This is a genomic window from Aliiglaciecola lipolytica, assembly GCF_018860635.1.
In the GTDB taxonomy this organism is placed as follows: Bacteria; Pseudomonadota; Gammaproteobacteria; order Enterobacterales; family Alteromonadaceae; genus Aliiglaciecola; species Aliiglaciecola lipolytica_A.
Map to the genome: position 1 here is coordinate 285,046 of NZ_JAHKPT010000025.1, position 18,306 is coordinate 303,351.

The following is an 18,306-nucleotide window of genomic DNA, read 5'->3' on the forward strand; positions in this document are numbered from 1 at the left end:
ACTATTGGTGACGTAAATTAAGCAAATTTACTCAGTAATGAGCCAGCCCAATATCGGTTGCGTTAATTTTGTAAAGCGCGGAGTCTGATTAGCATTTTAGCGAATAGACTAAGGTCAGGATATTCAAACATTGCACATAGTCAACCAAGAGGCGGTTAAAAGCGTTTATGAAGGAAGCTATATGTTTGTTGTTTAAATGGTGTCGCGTAAACCTGATTTTAGTTTTAACTATTTTCGTTTTTGTGACGAGTCTATCGCTGACTCTAGTGGCATATCAGTACACTGTAGATATGGTCGCTACAAAAAAACAAAAAATCTTCCAGCAAAAAACCACCAATATTCTGGATTTAGTCCAAGAACGGTTTGCAACTTATGAACAAGTGCTTCATGGCGTGAGGGGATTGTTTGTTGGTTCAGAAAAATAAGTAGAAGCGAGTTTAAAGCCTATATAAACGAACTTAATCTGGAAGAAAACTATCCGGAAATCATTTGCGTCTCGTTCATTACTAGCATCGCGGCGAATAAAATCGAACAGCACATAGCCAGTATTCGGTCTGAAGGTTTCCCTCAGTATACTTTGACACCAAAGGGGGAGCGGGAACAGTATACTGCTATAAAATTTATCGAACCTTTTAGCGAAGGTAATTTAAGCGTTTTCGGATTCGACATGTATACCGAAAAGGCGGCTCAACTTGCAATGGATGATGCAAAACGGAGCAATGCATTGACACTTGCAGGTAAGGCAAGTCAGATAAGCGAGAGTGTTCCTGATCCTTTATCTGGTGTAAGGCTGTTTCTTACTTTGTACAGAGGGGGCGTGAATCAAGCGAATGGAATTACGGATAATTTTCTGGGTTGGATTGAGGCGTCTTTAAGTTTTAGTGCGCTAATTGAGAATATCCTTTTAAATGAGTCGCAAATTAACGTGGCAATCTACGATGACACCATTGCCAACGGAGAGTCATTGCTTTATTCCTCGAAGGGTACATCTCAACAAACCATCGAATTGCCTTTTCTTCGAACCAAACAGTTAGTGATTGCCCAACGTTCATGGACATTCGTGTTCTCAGCAGACAACCGTTTTGCCCAAACATATGACAACATCGAGCCCAGTATTGTGATGTTTGTAGGTGGATTATTTACCGTACTTTTGACTTTCCTTATCTGGACATTATCTTCCAGCAAAAGACGTGCTGAAACTAAAGCGGCGGCAATGACCCGAGAGTTGTCTGAAACAGAATTCAGGTTAAATGTCGCGCTATCTGGAGCTGCACATGGCGTTTGGGATTGGAATAACCTGACCAATGAAGTGACTTATGACTCTAAATGGAAATCCATGCTGGGGTATGCGGATGATGAGATCAAGAATGAATTTTCAGAGTGGCAGCGTTTGCTTCATCCCCAAGACAGGGAGCGGGCTGAAGCTGTTATTGATGAATTCATCAGCGGTAAAACGGAGTTCTACAGCTTAGAGCACAGGCTTAAAGCCCGTGATGGCCGATGGCTTTGGATTGTAGCCAGAGGAGACATCGTTAGCTGGACTGAAAATGGCGATGTTGCTCGCACTATTGGAACCCATACCGATATAACATCTCAAAAAAGTCTGGAGTTGGCGCTCAGAGAAAGCGAGCAACGGTTTAGAGGAGTATTTGAAACGTCGGCAATAGGAATCGCTCTGGTGGGATTAAACGGCGAATGGATCAAAGTCAATCAGTCATTGCTGGACATGCTTCAATATGAGGAGGCAGAACTTTTAAATCTGACTTTCCAAGATATTACTCACCCTGATGACATCAGCTCAGACCTTGCACAATTAAAAGCGCTTACAGCAAAGGAAATACAAACCTATCAGATGGAGAAACGTTATTTTCGAAAAGATAGCTCAATTATCTGGATCTATCTCAGTGTTTCAATGGTAACCGACATTTATGGAGCCCCTATTCACTATGTATCCCAGATTGTGAACATCACTGACCGAAAGGAGCTTCAGAATAAAATTTTGCATCAGTCTACTCATGATGAATTAACGGGCCTGCCCAATCGTCGGTTATTGTATGACAGACTATCCAGTACTTTTGCCCTAAGTCGCCGCTACAACCGCCCTATTGCGGTTATGTATATAGATATCGATCATTTTAAACAGGTTAACGATGAATATGGCCACGATGTTGGTGACAAACTGCTTAAATGGTTGGCGAACAAAATAAGTTTCTGTATCAGAACATCTGATACTTTGGCTAGACATGGTGGTGACGAGTTCGTATTGATGTTAACCGAAATCAGCAAACCTGATGACACCGTAGTGATAGCTGAAAAGATTTTTCATACGATAAGTGAAGTATTTAGTGTCGATAATATTCAGATGCAGGTTACTCTTAGTGTTGGCATTGCTATCTTCGACCCTCAGAGTTCAGATTCAATTGATGACCTTTTGAAAAAGGCTGACCTCGCGCTCTACCGGATGAAGCGCAATGGCAGGAACGGTTTCAGGCTTTATGAAGACGGAGACGAATGCTCGACGAGCTAAGACATTAGGTTCGCCAGTCAGGCTTGGGTTTTACCATCATGAGAAAATTTATAAAGGCCTTGTAATAACCGACTTTATTAACTGAAATTGGTTGCTGATATTGACATGGCTTTTTAATGGGCCGACAGATATAGAACGACCTCTACGTTAGATCAACTTCAATTCTGGGCTGAATGTTCGCCTTGTTTGCTTGCTCATTTTGTCACCTAACTCTACTATGCCAATAGCATAGCACCTCTAGTTAGGTGGCCAAATCAACTATGCCATTACACTGATAGTTTCACCAATTACATAGTTACAATGTGGTAATTTCCAGCACTTTGAGGGGGAAAAGCTTATCTGGTAGACAGTCGTACTCTAAAGGAGCAATATTCCAATCAGATAAAAAATAGAACACTAAGGCTTTTCTCATCTTAAGTACTATTTGTCCTGACTCTAATCCGTAATCAAAGGTAATGGCTTCAGGTTTTTTTGGTTTACCATTGATACCAATTTTAATTTCAACCTCTTGATTCCAATCAGGATCAAAAGGTTTGGTCTGTTTTTCCTCAACTGAAATCTCAGAGTCACGAGAGGCAACGACTCGATTCAACTTAAAGCTTCTGAAGTCTCCTGACTTGTGGTCAAAAGCCCTGATGTACACAAAATTACCTGTTTCGATCAGTGTGTGCGGGGCAATTATCCTGCTGGATTCGCCACTGCTACGCGATAAGTAATTAATGTCTACTTTAATTCCAAGGTTGAGTGCTCTGAAAATCGGTGCGACAACCTTTAACTCCGGCATAACACTTGGAATTCTGTAACTATTTACGTTTTTGGCAAACTTAGGCTCACACACAAGTCGTTGCGTACCAGAAGAAACTAGATCAATTGCTTCTTCTATTTGATGTTCAAAACAAGGGCTGAACCATTTTGTTGGAGCGTAGGCTCTCAATCGATGGTTATAAATAAGATTGTTCTCAGCCATTTCTTGGTAACACTTAAAGTCACGGGTGGACCAAGCTTCTTTGATTTCAAAACGATTCATTAGCTGACGTCTGTTTGTAGTTCCGAGTACAAAAGCACATAAATCGATATAACGTAGTCGTCTTTCTTGCCGAATGTCGGTGATGTTTTCCATTGGTCAATAAAATCCCAGTTGATCTATCTACATAATATAATATATAGTGCATACTAATGTATAGTGAATATTAATATACACACAAATCTTTGTGGAATGTAAAATGAATTACGGCAAGCAAATTGTAAAGTACTTAAAGAAGATTGATGAAGGAAGGGCAATTGATTACGCCCAATTCCTCAATTTATTGAATTCTCCTGAGTTAAATCTTGACGCAACTAATCGAGACTTTGAAGTGAGAAGGGTTGGGACGAATACCTATAAAGTTACGCATATAGCGCCTTGGCTCAGAGTTCAATTTGATAATATCATTGGAGAGATATATAAGGATCGTAATTCAGCAGCTAAACAAAACAACAGCCACGCATACAGTGTAAATGGCTCAATGCTTCTCGTCAGAGAAGGGATAATACATCCTCAGGTAGTAATGTTTGATACTGATGGAAATTACTTACCCAAACGAGAATGGCATGATTACGCCTTATTAATTGAAAACAGACAAAATTTCATCAGCATTGATAAAACCTTATCTTTTATAAAAACATACTGCGATATCGGGGATGTAGATTTACAAAAAACATTAACAGTTTTCACCGAAGGTAACGCAATTACTAACGCTTTACACATATCATTTCTTTGTAAATTCAAGTCGATTTTCCTGTTGTTGGATGTAGACGCTGGGGGGCTTCAGATAGCTAGTAACCTCCTCACTCTTTTACCTAATTCAAACGTAGTTTTTCTCGTACCAAGTGACATAAAAGATAGATTGAAAATGGTAAGGGTACCAGCAAAAACAGTATCAATTGAGAAAGCCATCACACTGGGACGAAAACACCCAGAGCTAACTCATATTGCACAACTGATTTATAAAACCGAAAGAGAATTGGAGCAGGAGAGCTACCTTGATGAATAATTTTGTTACTAAAGGATTATTGGCAGAGGATTACATACTTAAACGTCTAGTTTATGTTAACTCAGCAAATCATGGGTATTCGGAGATATTACTGGATAGGCACCTTGCAATGTTTGGTGGGAACAATGTTGGAAAAACTGCGAGTCTCGCTGGCACCAAATTGCTACTGTATCCAGAAGTTAATTTTAGCCGCTGTGAAAAGAAGTTTAAATTTGTTGGTAATAGAGGGACCTTTTCACAAGAAGACTCCTATGATTTTTACTTTCCTGATTTAACCTCGTTCATTATTCTCGAAGTTCAGAACCCTGAGGGGTCGTTTTGTATGTTGTTATACAAAACCAACAATTACACCTACAGCCGACTTTTCGTCCCCTTATCATTCGATGAAATGCGCCATCTTTTTTGGGATGTGGATAAAGATGATTTCAATGACGACCTGAGTGTCAAAACAGTTAAGCAGTTTGTTATCGAAAACGACGGTCTGCAAACATCGGACGCGGCAGAAATACGCTCCTTAATGTTTGAAGGTATGCGTGGTACTAAAAAGCAACGCCGCTTTTGCATTCTACCTATGAAAGATGCTCGTTTGGACTCAATTGAAGCTTTCAGGAATATTTATCAACTAGCGTTTGACATTAAAAGCTCGGAGACAGATACCTTACCTAAAGCCATTGCCACGCTTCTTGAGATGGGCCGGGGCAGAGATGAAGAGCGACTGAGCGCAGATCTCCTTGACTTAGCAACAGACTACGAAGAACTGTTTGCAAAACAAGCGCAACTTCAAACTTTGAAAAATGCTGAGCCAATTTTCAACAGAGTGTCATCTAATTTTGAACAACTGACAAACAGTTACAAACATTACACACTTATCCATAAATCGTTGCGACACCTGTTAAATGAAGCAAAAGAAAGCTTTGATGAAAGATACGTCAGTATGCAGAATCTTACTGATGAAGCGAGTAAACAACAATTTACTACCAGAGAAGAAGTCGAAAAAGCTAACGAGGCTTCCATTAAAGCTAAAAGCCAAGTGGAGTACTTGGAGGAACAATTAACGCTTCAGTCTAAGCGAGTAGCTGAGGTGAAAAATCTATATACTTCTTTAGGCTTTTCTTCAGTCGAAAATACTCTTGAACATCTGGACCATGAATATCGCTGCGTGGATAGCTTATTAAGAGAACTTCGCAAGGAGGATGGCGTTAAAAGACAACTCCAGAAAGAGCTAACAAAGAAAAAGCAACTTTTAGGTTCAAAAAAAGAACTACAAAACATAATAGAAGATCAATCGAGAACGGTTGCGAGTCAGTTAAACAATTCTACAAGTGCGAGTATTTTGTACTCATTGAATCAAAATATTGCCAAAACAATAGTACCTCTGACTGAGAGTCATCGCGATGCGGTAGTCAACTTTACTTCATTATTTGACTCTGATCATGCAGGATTACTTACTTTCCTCGATAAGCCGATCAAAGGTGTCAATTTTAAAGAGATAAATCCTGAAAGAATGGTTGAAGAGGCCACTCTTGAGTTAGTTAGAGTTGAACAGCAACTTGAGATTGTGGAGCAAAATATCACCGAACAAGGCAGAGCTTTAAAAAATAATGATATTGAATCGCTAATAACGAACACCGAACAAACTTTACAAAAAGTTGAAATTCAGCGTGACAATATTCGTGCTTTAAGTGAACTCATAAGAGCCGAAGACGATACATCCAAAAAACTTAAAGATAAAAGAGATATGTATATTAAGGCGAATATCTCGTTTGAAAAAGGGCGTAATAAACTTCAAGAACACACTGCAACTGCTAATCAGTGTCAAAATAAACTTGATACCTTGAAAGATGAGTCAGCCAGACTTAAAAGGTATGAGAGTGTTTTTAATACCATCCAGAGGCATGCCGATATTGACTTTCTGTTTGAAGAGATCTCTGACGAAGTAGTACTAAATGATTCGTGGTTTGAAAAGCTATACAAATTGAGCACCGATCTGTCTTCTTTGAAAACCAGTGTTATTAGAGAATTACATCTTTTATCAGGACAGGTTCAGATCGAAGGTGTTGATCCCCACAAACAATTCGATTCAGTTACCGCAATATCTAAAGCTGTTGACAGTTACGCAGGCGAGTACGCCACGTTACAGTATGATTTAATACAGTTGAATACAAGCATTTGTACTCACAATCAATTTGTTAGCAATCAGATAAAAGAACTGAAAACATCGAAACAGTTTCTTTCAAATTTCATCAAAGAAATTAATGATGAACTCAATAGTAAACTTGTTTCAAACCTCTCTGAGATCAACTTACGGCCAGAAATCAATGTACGATTTGAATCTTTACTATCTACTCTCGATAAGCAAGATATTTCAGATGAGACATTGTTGGAGCCTGAGTTTTATCAGGCGCTGACCCAGTTTGCAGATAGTTACTTCGATAAGCGGACACGAAAACTTAAGATGCATGACATTATTCATGCAGTGCATTATGAATATACCCTAGAAGAAACTGGTGAGCGTTTTACTAAAAGCCAGTCAGGAGGAACGACTAGTACAATAACAGCCTTCGTGCTATCGGTGTTACTTAAGAAAATCACTCCAGACTATGTATCGCTCAAGATGCCGATTATTGTGGATGAAGTGGGTACGTTAGATTTCAAAAATACAAAAGCTACTATTCAGCAAATCAGTGAGCACGGCTTTTCAATCTTTTGTGCCACACCAACATTTTCAGGCTTTGTTAGCAAAAACGTTGGTCGTTGGATAATGATTGATAGAGCCAAAATCAAAAAGCCACGTGTCCCAAAATGCCACATGCACATCCTACCAGAGTATATTGAAAGTTTTGGGAGTCAATCCAATGAGGCTTAATCGTGATGTGATCCTCAGTTCTATCCTCAAGCATCAAAATAGTTTTCTAAAAATATTGGATTTTATTGACAAGGAAGGTGGGGTGCCAGAGATACCAGAAAAACTTTTTCTAGATTTGTATAGTCATTACATTTGTGAAGATGATGATCAAAATGTTCATGCGCAGTTAAGTTTGGCGGCCTTACTAAAGAACGGAGTATTCATTCATCATGATAAGAATACTGGGACCATTTCTGTTGCGGATGTAATCATCAATATGCTCCGGTTTATAGATGTAAAACGTGCGAGGGAATTGAACAGGCATGATCTAGAAGATTTGCGCCAGCGTGTGTCTGACTTTGTAGATAGGTTATTGGAGTGCGCCTATCTGGAAGATGATGATACAAGAGAACTGTATGGGAGCTTCTATCGATTACTTAGCGAAATACATTCGAAGATAAAAGAAAATGTATCGGCACTGGATGCACAAGTAAAGCGCGTCTCGCAGCAATACAAGGAATTCAACGCAGGGGATAGTGAAGCCTCGGTTTTTGAATTATATGACCGTGTAACAGATCTTTACAGCAAATATGTATTGCCGTGTTATGAATTTATTGACCCAAATATGGAAATGAAAGGAAAAAGAACTTTAACTCAGTCTATTGAGCAGTTAATAAAGCATCTCGCAGATGTACCTGCAAAACTGCATGAGTCAAACCGTCTTCAATACCGTTTTACGGCAATTAGCAGTTATTATAAAGACATAGGGCTACTCGTCCGTAAACTTAAGCAATACTCAACTTATTTGGCTCAGGATCGCGATAGATACATTGCAATTGACAATGCATTCAATGCCTTAATGGATAATGTTGTGCCATTACGCCACGGAAAACAGAAAAATAAGTATTTAACACCAAATGCACCAATATTCTTAACGCTGTCAACTATAGATGGGTTGAGAGACCTACGTACAAACCAAGCACCAAAATTTAACTGGGATGAAGGTAAAACAACACTTCGATTCAAAGAATATTTGAATATGCTCCAAAGTGTGGAAAGTAAACCTAAAAAACAACAGATCAAACCTTTACCAGAAGAGGTCCGAATCGAAGAGGAAAGACAGATAGAGATTGCTAGATTAATAGCTGAGGCCGGACTTCCAATCTCAATCCCCGACGTACATAAGTTCGTATTTGAGTTGCTAAGCCAAAACTTGGATAGTTTTTGGTTAGGAGACGTTTTGTTTGGTATTGAAGAGGTGATGCCGTATGCACCATTAGAGCATTTGGTCTTTAGTCGAGAGCGACGGAGGCAGCAGGATGAGCAATATTACTTGGAATATTTAAAAATTGAATTAGCACAAGGTGAACTGGATGTATAACACTGACTTGAGCGTAGAAATCTACCAAACACTAACGGCTGGAAAGATCATAAATAACCGGATGCTTAACAACAGTGGCCAGTGTATTTCAAATCCGCTCTTTGAAGAAATAATGAATAACCTTTCTACATATGCAACACAGTATGAAATGTCGGGACAAGAATTGGTTCGTAATAAAGACTTTGTTTACTTGAGAAAGGGCGCTGAATTAGCGGAAGATGTTAAAACTGACGTTACGATGAAAGCCGCACTTCTATTACTTATGCTAGGTAAGTACATTAATGAGCAAAACTACCGATTTAGCAAGTTGACTGAGCAAAATGGCGGAATAACCAAAACAGACATTCTGGCACTCCAAGAGATCGATGATATTCAAGAGCTTATCGAGAAAGCAAGGCTCAAAAGTGATTTGTTCACGGAATTCAAGAACGTGCTGATTAACCGCAACTTATTACTTGAGTTACCCGGTAATGAACGGTTTATTTTATCCGACGCGGGGCGAGTTTTTTATGAAGAAGTTGTTCGTGTATATCTTGAGCCAGAATTACATATTTAAAACTATTAAGGACTAAAATTGTCAACAACAGTCACCACAGCATTCAATGCATTTCAAAAAGAAACGGTCAATCTTGATGCCGAAAGAACTAAAAATGCACGTAATAGTCGAAATTGGTTGGTGGGGAAGATAAACACCTTTACTGATTTTTTTCCTTTATACAAAGCTAAACATATTCATTTTGGTTCTTTTGCAAGGCGGACCAAAATTAGGCCGTTAGACGACATAGATATTATGATTGCATTGATGGGGGAAGGGTGCTCGTATTTTGAAGATGCTTCAGGGAAAATAACAATCAATGTCCCAGATGATTGTGATGCCTATAAATATTATAAGCATGCTTCTTCGAATACATTGAACTCAATTCGAGTTGTGAATGAGTTCGTCAGAAAATTGTCTGAAATAGACCAATACAAATCAGCAACTATCAAACGAAACCAAGAGGCTGCCGTCCTTAATTTGAAATCATATGATTGGGCTTTTGACATTGTTCCCTGTTTTTTCACTACGGAAGATGCGTATGGACAAACCTATTACATTATTCCTGACGGGAGTGGCCACTGGAAAAAAACCGATCCACGGAAAGACCGCGACAGAGTTAGCACAATTAACACTACATGTTCAGGCAATATGCTGAATGTATTGAGACTTGTAAAGTATTGGCAACGTCGCCCAACTATGCCATCTATGGGGTCATATCTTCTGGAGTGTATGGTACTCAATCATTTTGAGAGCAATGGAGCTTGTTCGCAATTTCAAGATTTGGAACTTGCTGGAGTGTTTGAATACATTGCAAATCATATTTATTCAAACGTCTCCGATCCTAAGGGAATTCAAACTAACTTGAATGACAAACTAACAAGGGAAGAGCGCTCAAAAATCTCTAATAAAGCGATAACTGATGCAAATCTAGCATTGGAAGCTAGGCATTTAGAATCAAATGGAGATCAAAAGGGCAGTATCAACAAATTGCGGCAAATTTTTGGTGCTGAATTCCCGGAGTATAGTTAATGAACAACGAGATAAATTCCAGGCAAAACCATGAAAGCTCCATCAATATGATTGCGGCTTTCAGGCAGAAGTATTCTGATGTTAAGCAGTTAAGTTTTATACAGATGTTGATGTCTGTATGGGTGCCAATTGTATTGGCATTACTCGCTTTAGCGTTGAAAAATCAGTTAATTGTAGGTTTTCTAGGTATCCCCCAATTAGATGTAACTATTTACGTTTCTTTTTACTGTATTGTGATTGCGCTCGCGGACTTATTTTTATTTAACAACTTCATTGAGACTGGGAAAGAACTTGCGGCGAAAATCCAAGAACTTTTTGATACAAACGTTCTTGGATTGTCTTGGAATAAAACCTTAGCTGGACCCAAGCCAGATGGCGAAGTGATTTACAACCTTCAAAAGGCTTTTTACAAAGTTAAGAGCAACAAAAGGGAACATCTGAGCAACTGGTATAACCCGAAGGTCGCCAATATAAGTCACAACAAAGGGGCGCTGTTGTGTCAACGAATGAATCTGTACTGGGATAAGTCCTTACGAGAGACCGTTAATCAGCGTGTTTTTATTTCTCTACTTTGCTGGTGTGTTTTTATTATGATCATTGCTCTTAACCAAGATTTCTCGCTTAGAACGCTGCTATTAACCGTAATTTGTCCATTGCTACCTATCCTTAGTTATTCAGTGAAACTAATTTCAGATAACAGGAAGTCAATTTCTACCTTGACGAGATTGAAAGAACTGTTGGAATCGGCGTGGGCGGATGCAGCTAATCAAGCACTCACAATTGAAAGACTTCGTGAAGTTCAAAATGAGATTTATCAGCATAGGAAAACGAACCGTCCTATTTCTGATCGCTTCTATTGGAGACGTAAAGATGACTTTGAAGGTGATGCAGAATACAGCATTGAACAGATGATTACCGATATCGAACGAACCGGTCAAAGTAGTTGACGCCCTATACATTTCTTTTTTAATATTAGCTTTTTCGACTAGATGCATAACTATTTGAATTAAATAATGTAAATAAGGAACACTACCAAATCTATTTCTACCGCAATGAAAATTGATGAAAATCATCGTGCTTAATAGATCATCTCCATACTTTTCAACATTAAAGTACTTACAACTACTAACTTTTTTAAGTTTCGCGGGAACTGGTTCACATCGAATTACCTTCGAGCCATTCAATGTTAATTGTCCATTACAAAATGAATAGTACTCTTTGTCTTCGATTGTTTCAGGACTGAAATAACCTGTCAGTTCCGGCGGAATCACATAAAATTCACTATCCAACTCATTTGTATGCTTTTAAAGCATAAAAGCATCACTAAATTCGTCAATAAAAAGAGAACCTTCATTCACTTGACGTTTAAATAATAAAATACTTTGTCTATTAATCATTATGTCGTAATTTTCACACAGTCCCTAATTTCGGGACACCCTATCACATCCCTATAATAGGGACAACATGATGAAATCTAAAAACACACCAAAGTATCAGGCATTACTCAAATGGCTCAAAAGTCAGCGTTTAGAGCAAGGAGCAACAGTTCGCGATGTTGGGTTATTAATTGATGAGCCATTCCAGATTGTGAGCAAAATAGAAAAAGGACAGCGTAAACTGAGTGTTGATGAGTATATGCAGTACTGTAAAGCACTTAATGTTGATTATCGTAAAGGGTTGAAATTGCTGGAGTGACTTTTACTGTTTTCTTAATATCTAAATTGAAATATACATAATCAGTACCTCAGATCCCATATGAATCATTGAGTAGAAAGGTTTCATAATTCGTTCAATAGCGTATTGAACCTATGATGAATTGGCATATATTACAATTATGATGTGTACAGTTTATATGGTGATAAAGACGTGTAAGTTGTTAATTATTAATTACTGAGACACTCATAAGGCCAAACCAATTAAGGTAATGGCCTTTTTTCTGTATAAGTTAAATAATAGAAAATAACTTTAAAAGTTCTTCTCAGTGAAATCTGCCAACGAGCTACGCTCAACTTCATCAAAAATTAATACACTTCCTTTTTCATAATTTCGAAAAATATTTACAGCAGCACTGGCTCCAGATGAAGCTGGAGTAACAAATCGATCATCAATTTGTGCAAGGTTTCCTAGAACAATCGTTCGGCAATTTTTACCACCACGGCTTAGCATCCCTTTCATCTGCGCCCTAGTCATGTTCTGAGCTTCATCAATGATTAATACAGCATCATCTATAGAACGACCTCGAAAATAGGCCATGCTAGTGAACTCTATATTAGCTCGCTCAATGATGTGTTCAACAGTCGCACGAGTACTTTTTTCATCATCACTATCATCTGCATGCATTGAAATTAATGCATCTGTAACACCAGCTAAAAGTGGTAATGACTTTTCAGTTAAATCCCCCGGCAAAAAGCCGGGATCATCGTCCATAAAGTCTCTAGAGCGCACAACGACTATCTTTTTATACTGTTTCAACTCCAAAACTTGGTGGAGCGCCGAAGCCACCGCCAAAAATGTTTTTCCCGATCCTGCTGGACCAAGGATGATATTTAAATCGTAAAATGGGTCTGTTAACTGGCTAATAGCTACAGATTGCCGAGGGTTTTTAGGTGAAATACCCCAAATTTTCTCTTGCTGTCTCGGCAATAATTTAGTGTAAACACTGCCTTCAGCTACTTCAGTTACAAGTCCAATATGTCCAGCATCATCGTACCAATACATATTTGCCTGTACCTCTTCATAAAAGAAACTTGCTGGAAATTTATAAACTTCTCCAGAAAGTTTAAAATCGTTATCAGATTTTAGACGGTCAAATAAATCACCATCAAATGATTGGACACCTGTGTACAACAAATCAACATCAGAAATCTGGTTATCAACTAAAACATCTTCCGCGTCAACGCCAATCGTCCTAGCTTTGAGTCGCATATTAATATCACGACTAACAATCGTGACATTTTGCTTAAGCTCCTTCTGCATATGCAGAGCGTAATTAATAATACGATTGTCTGCATCACTCCCAATTGCATGTTTTAATTCTTTGGCAAAATCTATTTGAGTGTCTATCCCAATAAATAATCTGCCGCGCTTTGCTGACTCTGTTGACGGTAGCTCAATTCCTTTCTCCATCTCTTCAGATGTATGGCCATTAATGATGTCCTCAAGCATTCTGATTACTGCACGAGCATCTTGGCTTACATTTTTATCAGTGCGCTCTTTTAAATTGTCTAACTCTTCTAGAACAGTTAAACAGATATAAATATCATCTTTATAAGCAAGAAGGCTTTTAGGATCATGAACTAAAGCAGAGGTATCTAGTATGCGGGGATTTCTGTTTTCATTTGAATTTTTCATTATGCTGCTTCCCCTAAAATTGAGTCGTTGCTAGACTTTGTAGTATACTTTCGATGTAGAGCACGTCTTAAAAGTAAAGGTTTAAGGTTTTGCGGTGAACTTGAAAGCACAAATAAATTAGAATTTAGATAAATTCTTTTTACATTGTCTATAAGCCTTAAAAAACAAGACAGTAAAAATTTTAAATTATTTTCATTTCGGGGTTGTAAAATCACAATCGCATTTTGGATACTACGACCACGCATAAAGTTTACCGATTTGAATTGTATATTGGCTTTTTCCATGATGTAACTCATCGAGCCTTTTACGTTCTCATCGTTTTTGTGCAAAACTTCCAAAGAGTCGGTAATAGCCGCTAACCAAGGCGCCATCTTTTCCTCTTCCGTTCCGGGCAAAAAGCCGATGGATTCAGCAATTTCTGGGGTGCTTCGAGTCACAATGATTTTATCATACATGTTTTTCTCAATGACCATTTCCAACGCCGCCGCCAGTGCTAACAATGTTTTACCACTGCCCGCAGGTCCGGTGAGTATAACCAAATCGATATGTGGATCGAGCAAGGCATGAAAGGCCATAGCCTGACCAATATTTTTAGGTGTTATTCCCCACGCATTGCGTCCCATAAGACGATCGTAGCCTAAGTCGAGTACCTCGAGTGTATCGTCGGTTATGTTTTCCACTAAGCCAGCGAATTGCTCTTCATCATCAATCAAAAACTCGTTGATATAGGCTTCAGGCAACGCTTTTTTATCGATAGTATGAATAGTATCTCGACCTTCGGTTCGGCTATCAACGGTTTTCACGCATTGCCAAAAATCGCCATTGAAGGTGTGATAACCTTTCGATAAATACTTGATATCACTAATTAATTGGTCAGTTCGATAGTCTTCAACATGGGCTAATCCAGCGCCCTTGGCTTTTAAACGCATGTTGATATCTTTAGTCACCAAGACTACTTGTCTAGGCAGTTTAATCTTTTGCAGATGCAAGGCTGCATTGATTATTCGATTGTCGTTATCGTTACTGGTAAAAACCTGCTGCTCAAAAGGTAAACCATGATCAGCAAAGATAGATAATAGACCTGTAGGCGCTGACTCTCCTGATCCCAGCCCTGACATAGCAACCCCTTCAATCATTTGTTCAGGTGTTGCCTCGTGCAGCAGATCTTCCATTGCGCGAATAGAGACTCTAGCATCCCGCGCAACATCTTTTTTACTATCTTTAATGTAATCCAGTTCTTCTAGAACCGTCATAGGTACGACAACGTCATGTTCTTTGAAAGAGAGAAAAGCGAGAGGTTCATGTAAGAGGATATTGGTGTCGAGCACATAAAGTTTGGTATTCATTTCAGCTTTTTCTGGCATCCGCTACTCCGATTAACTGCCCGCATAGAAAAAATAGGCGCATGGTTTTGACTAAATTCATCCTTACCATAAACCACTTTTTCACCACTTTCATTAACTTTTACAAAAGACTTTTTAATCTATAAAAAAAATCTTATACATCAATGTGTTGACAAGATACTGCGGATATTCAACCGACAATTTCAACAGGCTAATGAGCACCTTAGGCGTTCCTACCCTGGGGTTTTTACTCCCCCTTACTGAGTTGTTAACCAATTTGCTAAAGGCTGACAGATAACACACTGCAAAAGTCCGTTATAAACGTTATAATCGCGCTCTTTATGATTTGGCGAAAGCCCTTAATTGGCTCAAAGGCAAGCTAAGATTTAGCCTTTACAGCCCAAGAGATTTTCTACTATGACACAAACAAACAACTTTGCTTTAGGGCAACGTTGGCTTAGCAATACTGAGTCAGAACTTGGCCTAGGCACTATCATTGCCGTAAACAATCGAACCGTTGAAATACTCTTCCCTGCGATAGGCGAAACGCGCACATATGCCCCAGCTTCTGCGCCTTTAACCAGAGTAACCTTTGAGGTTGGTGATAAAGTAACTAGTCATGCTAATTGGCAATTCATAGTAGAAAATATCAGCCAACGAGACAATATGCTTACCTACCATGGCAAGCGTTTAGACACTGGCGAAGATGTGGATCTAAAAGAAACTTTTGTAGACCACCATTTTCAATTGAATCAACCGCAAAAACGACTTTTAGCCGGTCAGGTGGATGAGCCCAAATGGTTCGAAATGCGAGAAAAATGCATTACTCACCAATATCAGCATGACAGCTCTGATTTGTTAGGTTTTTTGGGGGCTCGAGTCGACATTATTCCCCATCAATTACACATTGCCTCCGAAGTTGGTCGCCGACATGCCCCACGAGTGTTATTAGCAGACGAAGTAGGTTTAGGGAAAACCATTGAAGCGGCGCTGATTATTCATCAACAATTATTAACTGGACGAGCCCAAAGAATATTGATTGTGGTGCCAAATAGCTTGGTTCACCAATGGTTAGTGGAGATGTTAAGACGGGTTAACTTGGCTTTTTCCATCTTTGACGAAGAGCGCTGCCAGGCCATGGCCGAAGAGGCGGGTAACCCGTTTGAAGCGGAACAGTTAATTCTTTGTAGTCTCGACTTCCTTACCCACAACAGTCGTTATTTCCAACAAGCATGTGAAGCACCTTGGGACCTAATGGTAGTGGATGAAGCCCATCATTTAACTTGGTCCGAAGGACAACCATCTCAAGAATATGAAGTGATTGAACAACTGGCACAAGTGACTAAAGGCGTTCTATTATTAACTGCCACCCCAGACCAGTTAGGTCATGAAAGTCATTTTGCCCGATTACGCATATTAGATCCCGCGCGATTCCATAGTTACCAAGAATTTGTGCATGAAGAACAACAATACAGCAAACTTGCTAAAGCCATTGAACCCTTACTGGCCAAAGACAATCAAGAAATAGCCTTGGACGAAAGCGCGATTCAGGCAATCCAAGAATTTGCAGGTGAAGATCTCGTATCGAATCTTGAACTTGCCGATGCAGCAAGCAGAGATAAGTTAATTCATCAACTATTAGATAGGCACGGTACAGGGCGAGTGCTTTTCCGAAACAGTCGTTCTGGAGTAACAGGTTTTCCAGCCCGAGAGTTGCTTTCTTACCCGCTGCAGATGCCTGAAGAGTATGAACAACATCTTGAAGTAGAACTTGATTCAAGCCGCTTGCTCTCGCCAGAACGCATTCCAGAATTAGTCGACAGTTGGACTGATTTTGATCCCAGAATAGATTGGTTTATCGACCATCTACAGCAACTGCGCGGTGAAAAAGTGCTAACAATTTGTGCTAAAGCGTCAACCGCCTTAATGTTAGCCGAAGCAATTCGCCGAAAATCAGGGATCAGAGCCGGAGTTTTCCATGAAGGGTTAAGTATTGTAGAGCGAGATCGCACAGCCAATTACTTTGCTCAATCGGAAGAAGGCGCTCAGGTACTTATTTGTAGTGAGATTGGCAGTGAAGGTCGAAATTTCCAATTCGCTCATCATTTGGTGTTATTTGATTTGCCTCAAGTTCCTGATTTGTTAGAACAACGCATAGGCAGACTGGATCGCATTGGACAAAAACACGATGTTAAATTGCATGTGCCGTTTTTTGTTAACTCGGCCCAGCAGGTCATGCTCGAGTGGTATCATGATGGACTCAACGCCTTTGAATTAACCTGTCCTGCAGGCACCAGCGTTTACGAAGAAGTAGAAGAGATGCTACTCACTTCTTTGCAAAATCCCCATGATGAGTTAGCTAAGCGCAAACTCATCGAAGACACGCAAACCATTTATGCCCAATTGAAAAGTAAATTAGAGCAAGGCAGAGACAAATTATTAGAGATTAATTCATCCGGTAAAGGGAAAATTCAACAGCTTATCCAAGGTATTGAAGACTCCGATAACTCGCCCAAACTTGAACGTTTCATGACCCAGTTGTTTGATACCATTGGAGTATTGCAAGAAGAAAAAGATGACGACTGTTATTTATTAAAACAAACGGAGTCGATGCATACACAACTTCCAGGATTAGAAGAAGAGGGTATGACTATCACTTATGAACGACAAACAGCGACGAAGCTAGAACACGTTCATTTTTTCAGTTGGGACCATCCAATGGTGCAGCATGCAATGGATACTATTACTACCGATGTACAGGGTAAAAGCGTGATTGGTATGAATAGGGATAAATCACTTCCACCAGGATACTACTGGTTAGAATGTTTGTTTGTGCTCTCAACCAAAGCAGAAAAGCACTTGCAAGTTAATCGTTATATGCCCGCCACTCCGATTAAGATAACGGTAGATCCGAAAGGTCAGCAAACCGATAAAGTATTTCATATGCTTGATAGTGTGAATCCGAAGATGTCAGCTCAGTTGGTGAATGCTCTGCAATCACAAATTGAAAGAGCAATCCAACAAGCTACCGACATTGCAAGGGTAGATGCCGACAAGATTAAACAGCAATGCATAGACAGTATGCAAAGTAACTTGCACGAAGAACTCCAGCGTTTGCAAAGTTTAAGCAAAGTGAATAAATCTATTCGAGAAGAAGAATTAGATTTTATTCGCAATCAATTGGACGCTTTAAATAATGCTTTAGGGAGCGCGGAAGTGCATTTAGAAGCGGTAAGGTTAGTGGTTAATAATCATTAAT

At 39.3% G+C, this 18,306-nt stretch carries 13 protein-coding genes; 10 read left to right on the forward strand and 3 right to left on the reverse strand.

Annotated elements, in window-relative coordinates; genetic code table 11:
- The first annotated feature begins 167 nt into the window (after positions 1-167).
- Positions 168-425 (forward strand): hypothetical protein, encoded by a 258-nt coding sequence (locus KO530_RS13745; protein WP_216049011.1) that lies wholly within the window; start codon positions 168-170, stop codon positions 423-425.
- A gap of 38 nt (positions 426-463) precedes the next feature.
- Positions 464-2,527 (forward strand): sensor domain-containing diguanylate cyclase, encoded by a 2,064-nt coding sequence (locus KO530_RS13750; RefSeq protein WP_252729283.1) that lies wholly within the window; start codon positions 464-466, stop codon positions 2,525-2,527.
- Positions 2,528-2,822: 295 nt separating this feature from the next.
- On the opposite strand, the gene KO530_RS13755 is transcribed toward KO530_RS13750, so the two are convergent.
- The gene (locus KO530_RS13755; RefSeq protein WP_216049013.1) at positions 2,823-3,647 is read right to left on the reverse strand and encodes a WYL domain-containing protein; all 825 of its coding nucleotides are present in this window, start codon (positions 3,645-3,647) and stop codon (positions 2,823-2,825) included.
- Between the two features lie 103 nt (positions 3,648-3,750).
- On the opposite strand from KO530_RS13755, the gene KO530_RS13760 reads away from it, so the two are divergent.
- From KO530_RS13760 to KO530_RS13790, 7 genes are all read left to right on the forward strand, one after another.
- Positions 3,751-4,560 carry a hypothetical protein gene (locus KO530_RS13760; protein ID WP_216049014.1) on the forward strand — a complete coding sequence of 270 codons (810 nt, stop codon included), beginning with the start codon at positions 3,751-3,753 and terminating at the stop codon, positions 4,558-4,560.
- Entirely contained in the window at positions 4,553-7,426 is a 2,874-nt protein-coding gene (locus tag KO530_RS13765; RefSeq protein ID WP_216049015.1) for a hypothetical protein, read from the forward strand. Before KO530_RS13760 ends, KO530_RS13765 begins: the two co-directional genes overlap by 8 nt.
- A complete protein-coding gene (locus tag KO530_RS13770; RefSeq protein ID WP_216049016.1) occupies positions 7,416-8,786 on the forward strand; it encodes a hypothetical protein in 1,371 nt (456 codons plus the stop codon). Before KO530_RS13765 ends, KO530_RS13770 begins: the two co-directional genes overlap by 11 nt.
- Entirely contained in the window at positions 8,779-9,342 is a 564-nt protein-coding gene (locus tag KO530_RS13775) for a condensin complex protein MksE (RefSeq protein WP_216049017.1), read from the forward strand. Before KO530_RS13770 ends, KO530_RS13775 begins: the two co-directional genes overlap by 8 nt.
- Positions 9,343-9,360: 18 nt before the next feature.
- The gene (locus KO530_RS13780; protein ID WP_216049018.1) at positions 9,361-10,353 is read left to right on the forward strand and encodes a nucleotidyltransferase; all 993 of its coding nucleotides are present in this window, start codon (positions 9,361-9,363) and stop codon (positions 10,351-10,353) included.
- Positions 10,353-11,300, forward strand: a complete 948-nt coding sequence (locus tag KO530_RS13785) for an S-4TM family putative pore-forming effector (RefSeq protein ID WP_216049019.1) — start codon at positions 10,353-10,355, stop codon at positions 11,298-11,300. The genes KO530_RS13780 and KO530_RS13785 overlap by 1 nt, the downstream gene beginning before the upstream one ends.
- Before the next feature lie 520 nt (positions 11,301-11,820).
- The gene (locus tag KO530_RS13790) at positions 11,821-12,048 is read left to right on the forward strand and encodes a helix-turn-helix domain-containing protein (protein ID WP_252729258.1); all 228 of its coding nucleotides are present in this window, start codon (positions 11,821-11,823) and stop codon (positions 12,046-12,048) included.
- Positions 12,049-12,318: 270 nt separating this feature from the next.
- On the opposite strand, the gene KO530_RS13795 is transcribed toward KO530_RS13790, so the two are convergent.
- On the reverse strand, positions 12,319-13,704 hold the full coding sequence (locus tag KO530_RS13795; protein WP_216049021.1) for a PhoH family protein: 1,386 nt from the start codon (positions 13,702-13,704) through the stop codon (positions 12,319-12,321).
- Positions 13,704-15,068, reverse strand: coding sequence for a PhoH family protein (locus KO530_RS13800; RefSeq protein ID WP_252729259.1), 1,365 nt, complete (start codon positions 15,066-15,068; stop codon positions 13,704-13,706). Before KO530_RS13800 ends, KO530_RS13795 begins: the two co-directional genes overlap by 1 nt.
- Positions 15,069-15,464: 396 nt before the next feature.
- Between KO530_RS13800 and rapA the strand changes: the two genes are divergently transcribed.
- The gene (gene rapA / locus KO530_RS13805) at positions 15,465-18,305 is read left to right on the forward strand and encodes an RNA polymerase-associated protein RapA (RefSeq protein WP_216049022.1); all 2,841 of its coding nucleotides are present in this window, start codon (positions 15,465-15,467) and stop codon (positions 18,303-18,305) included.
- Position 18,306 lies beyond the last annotated feature (1 nt).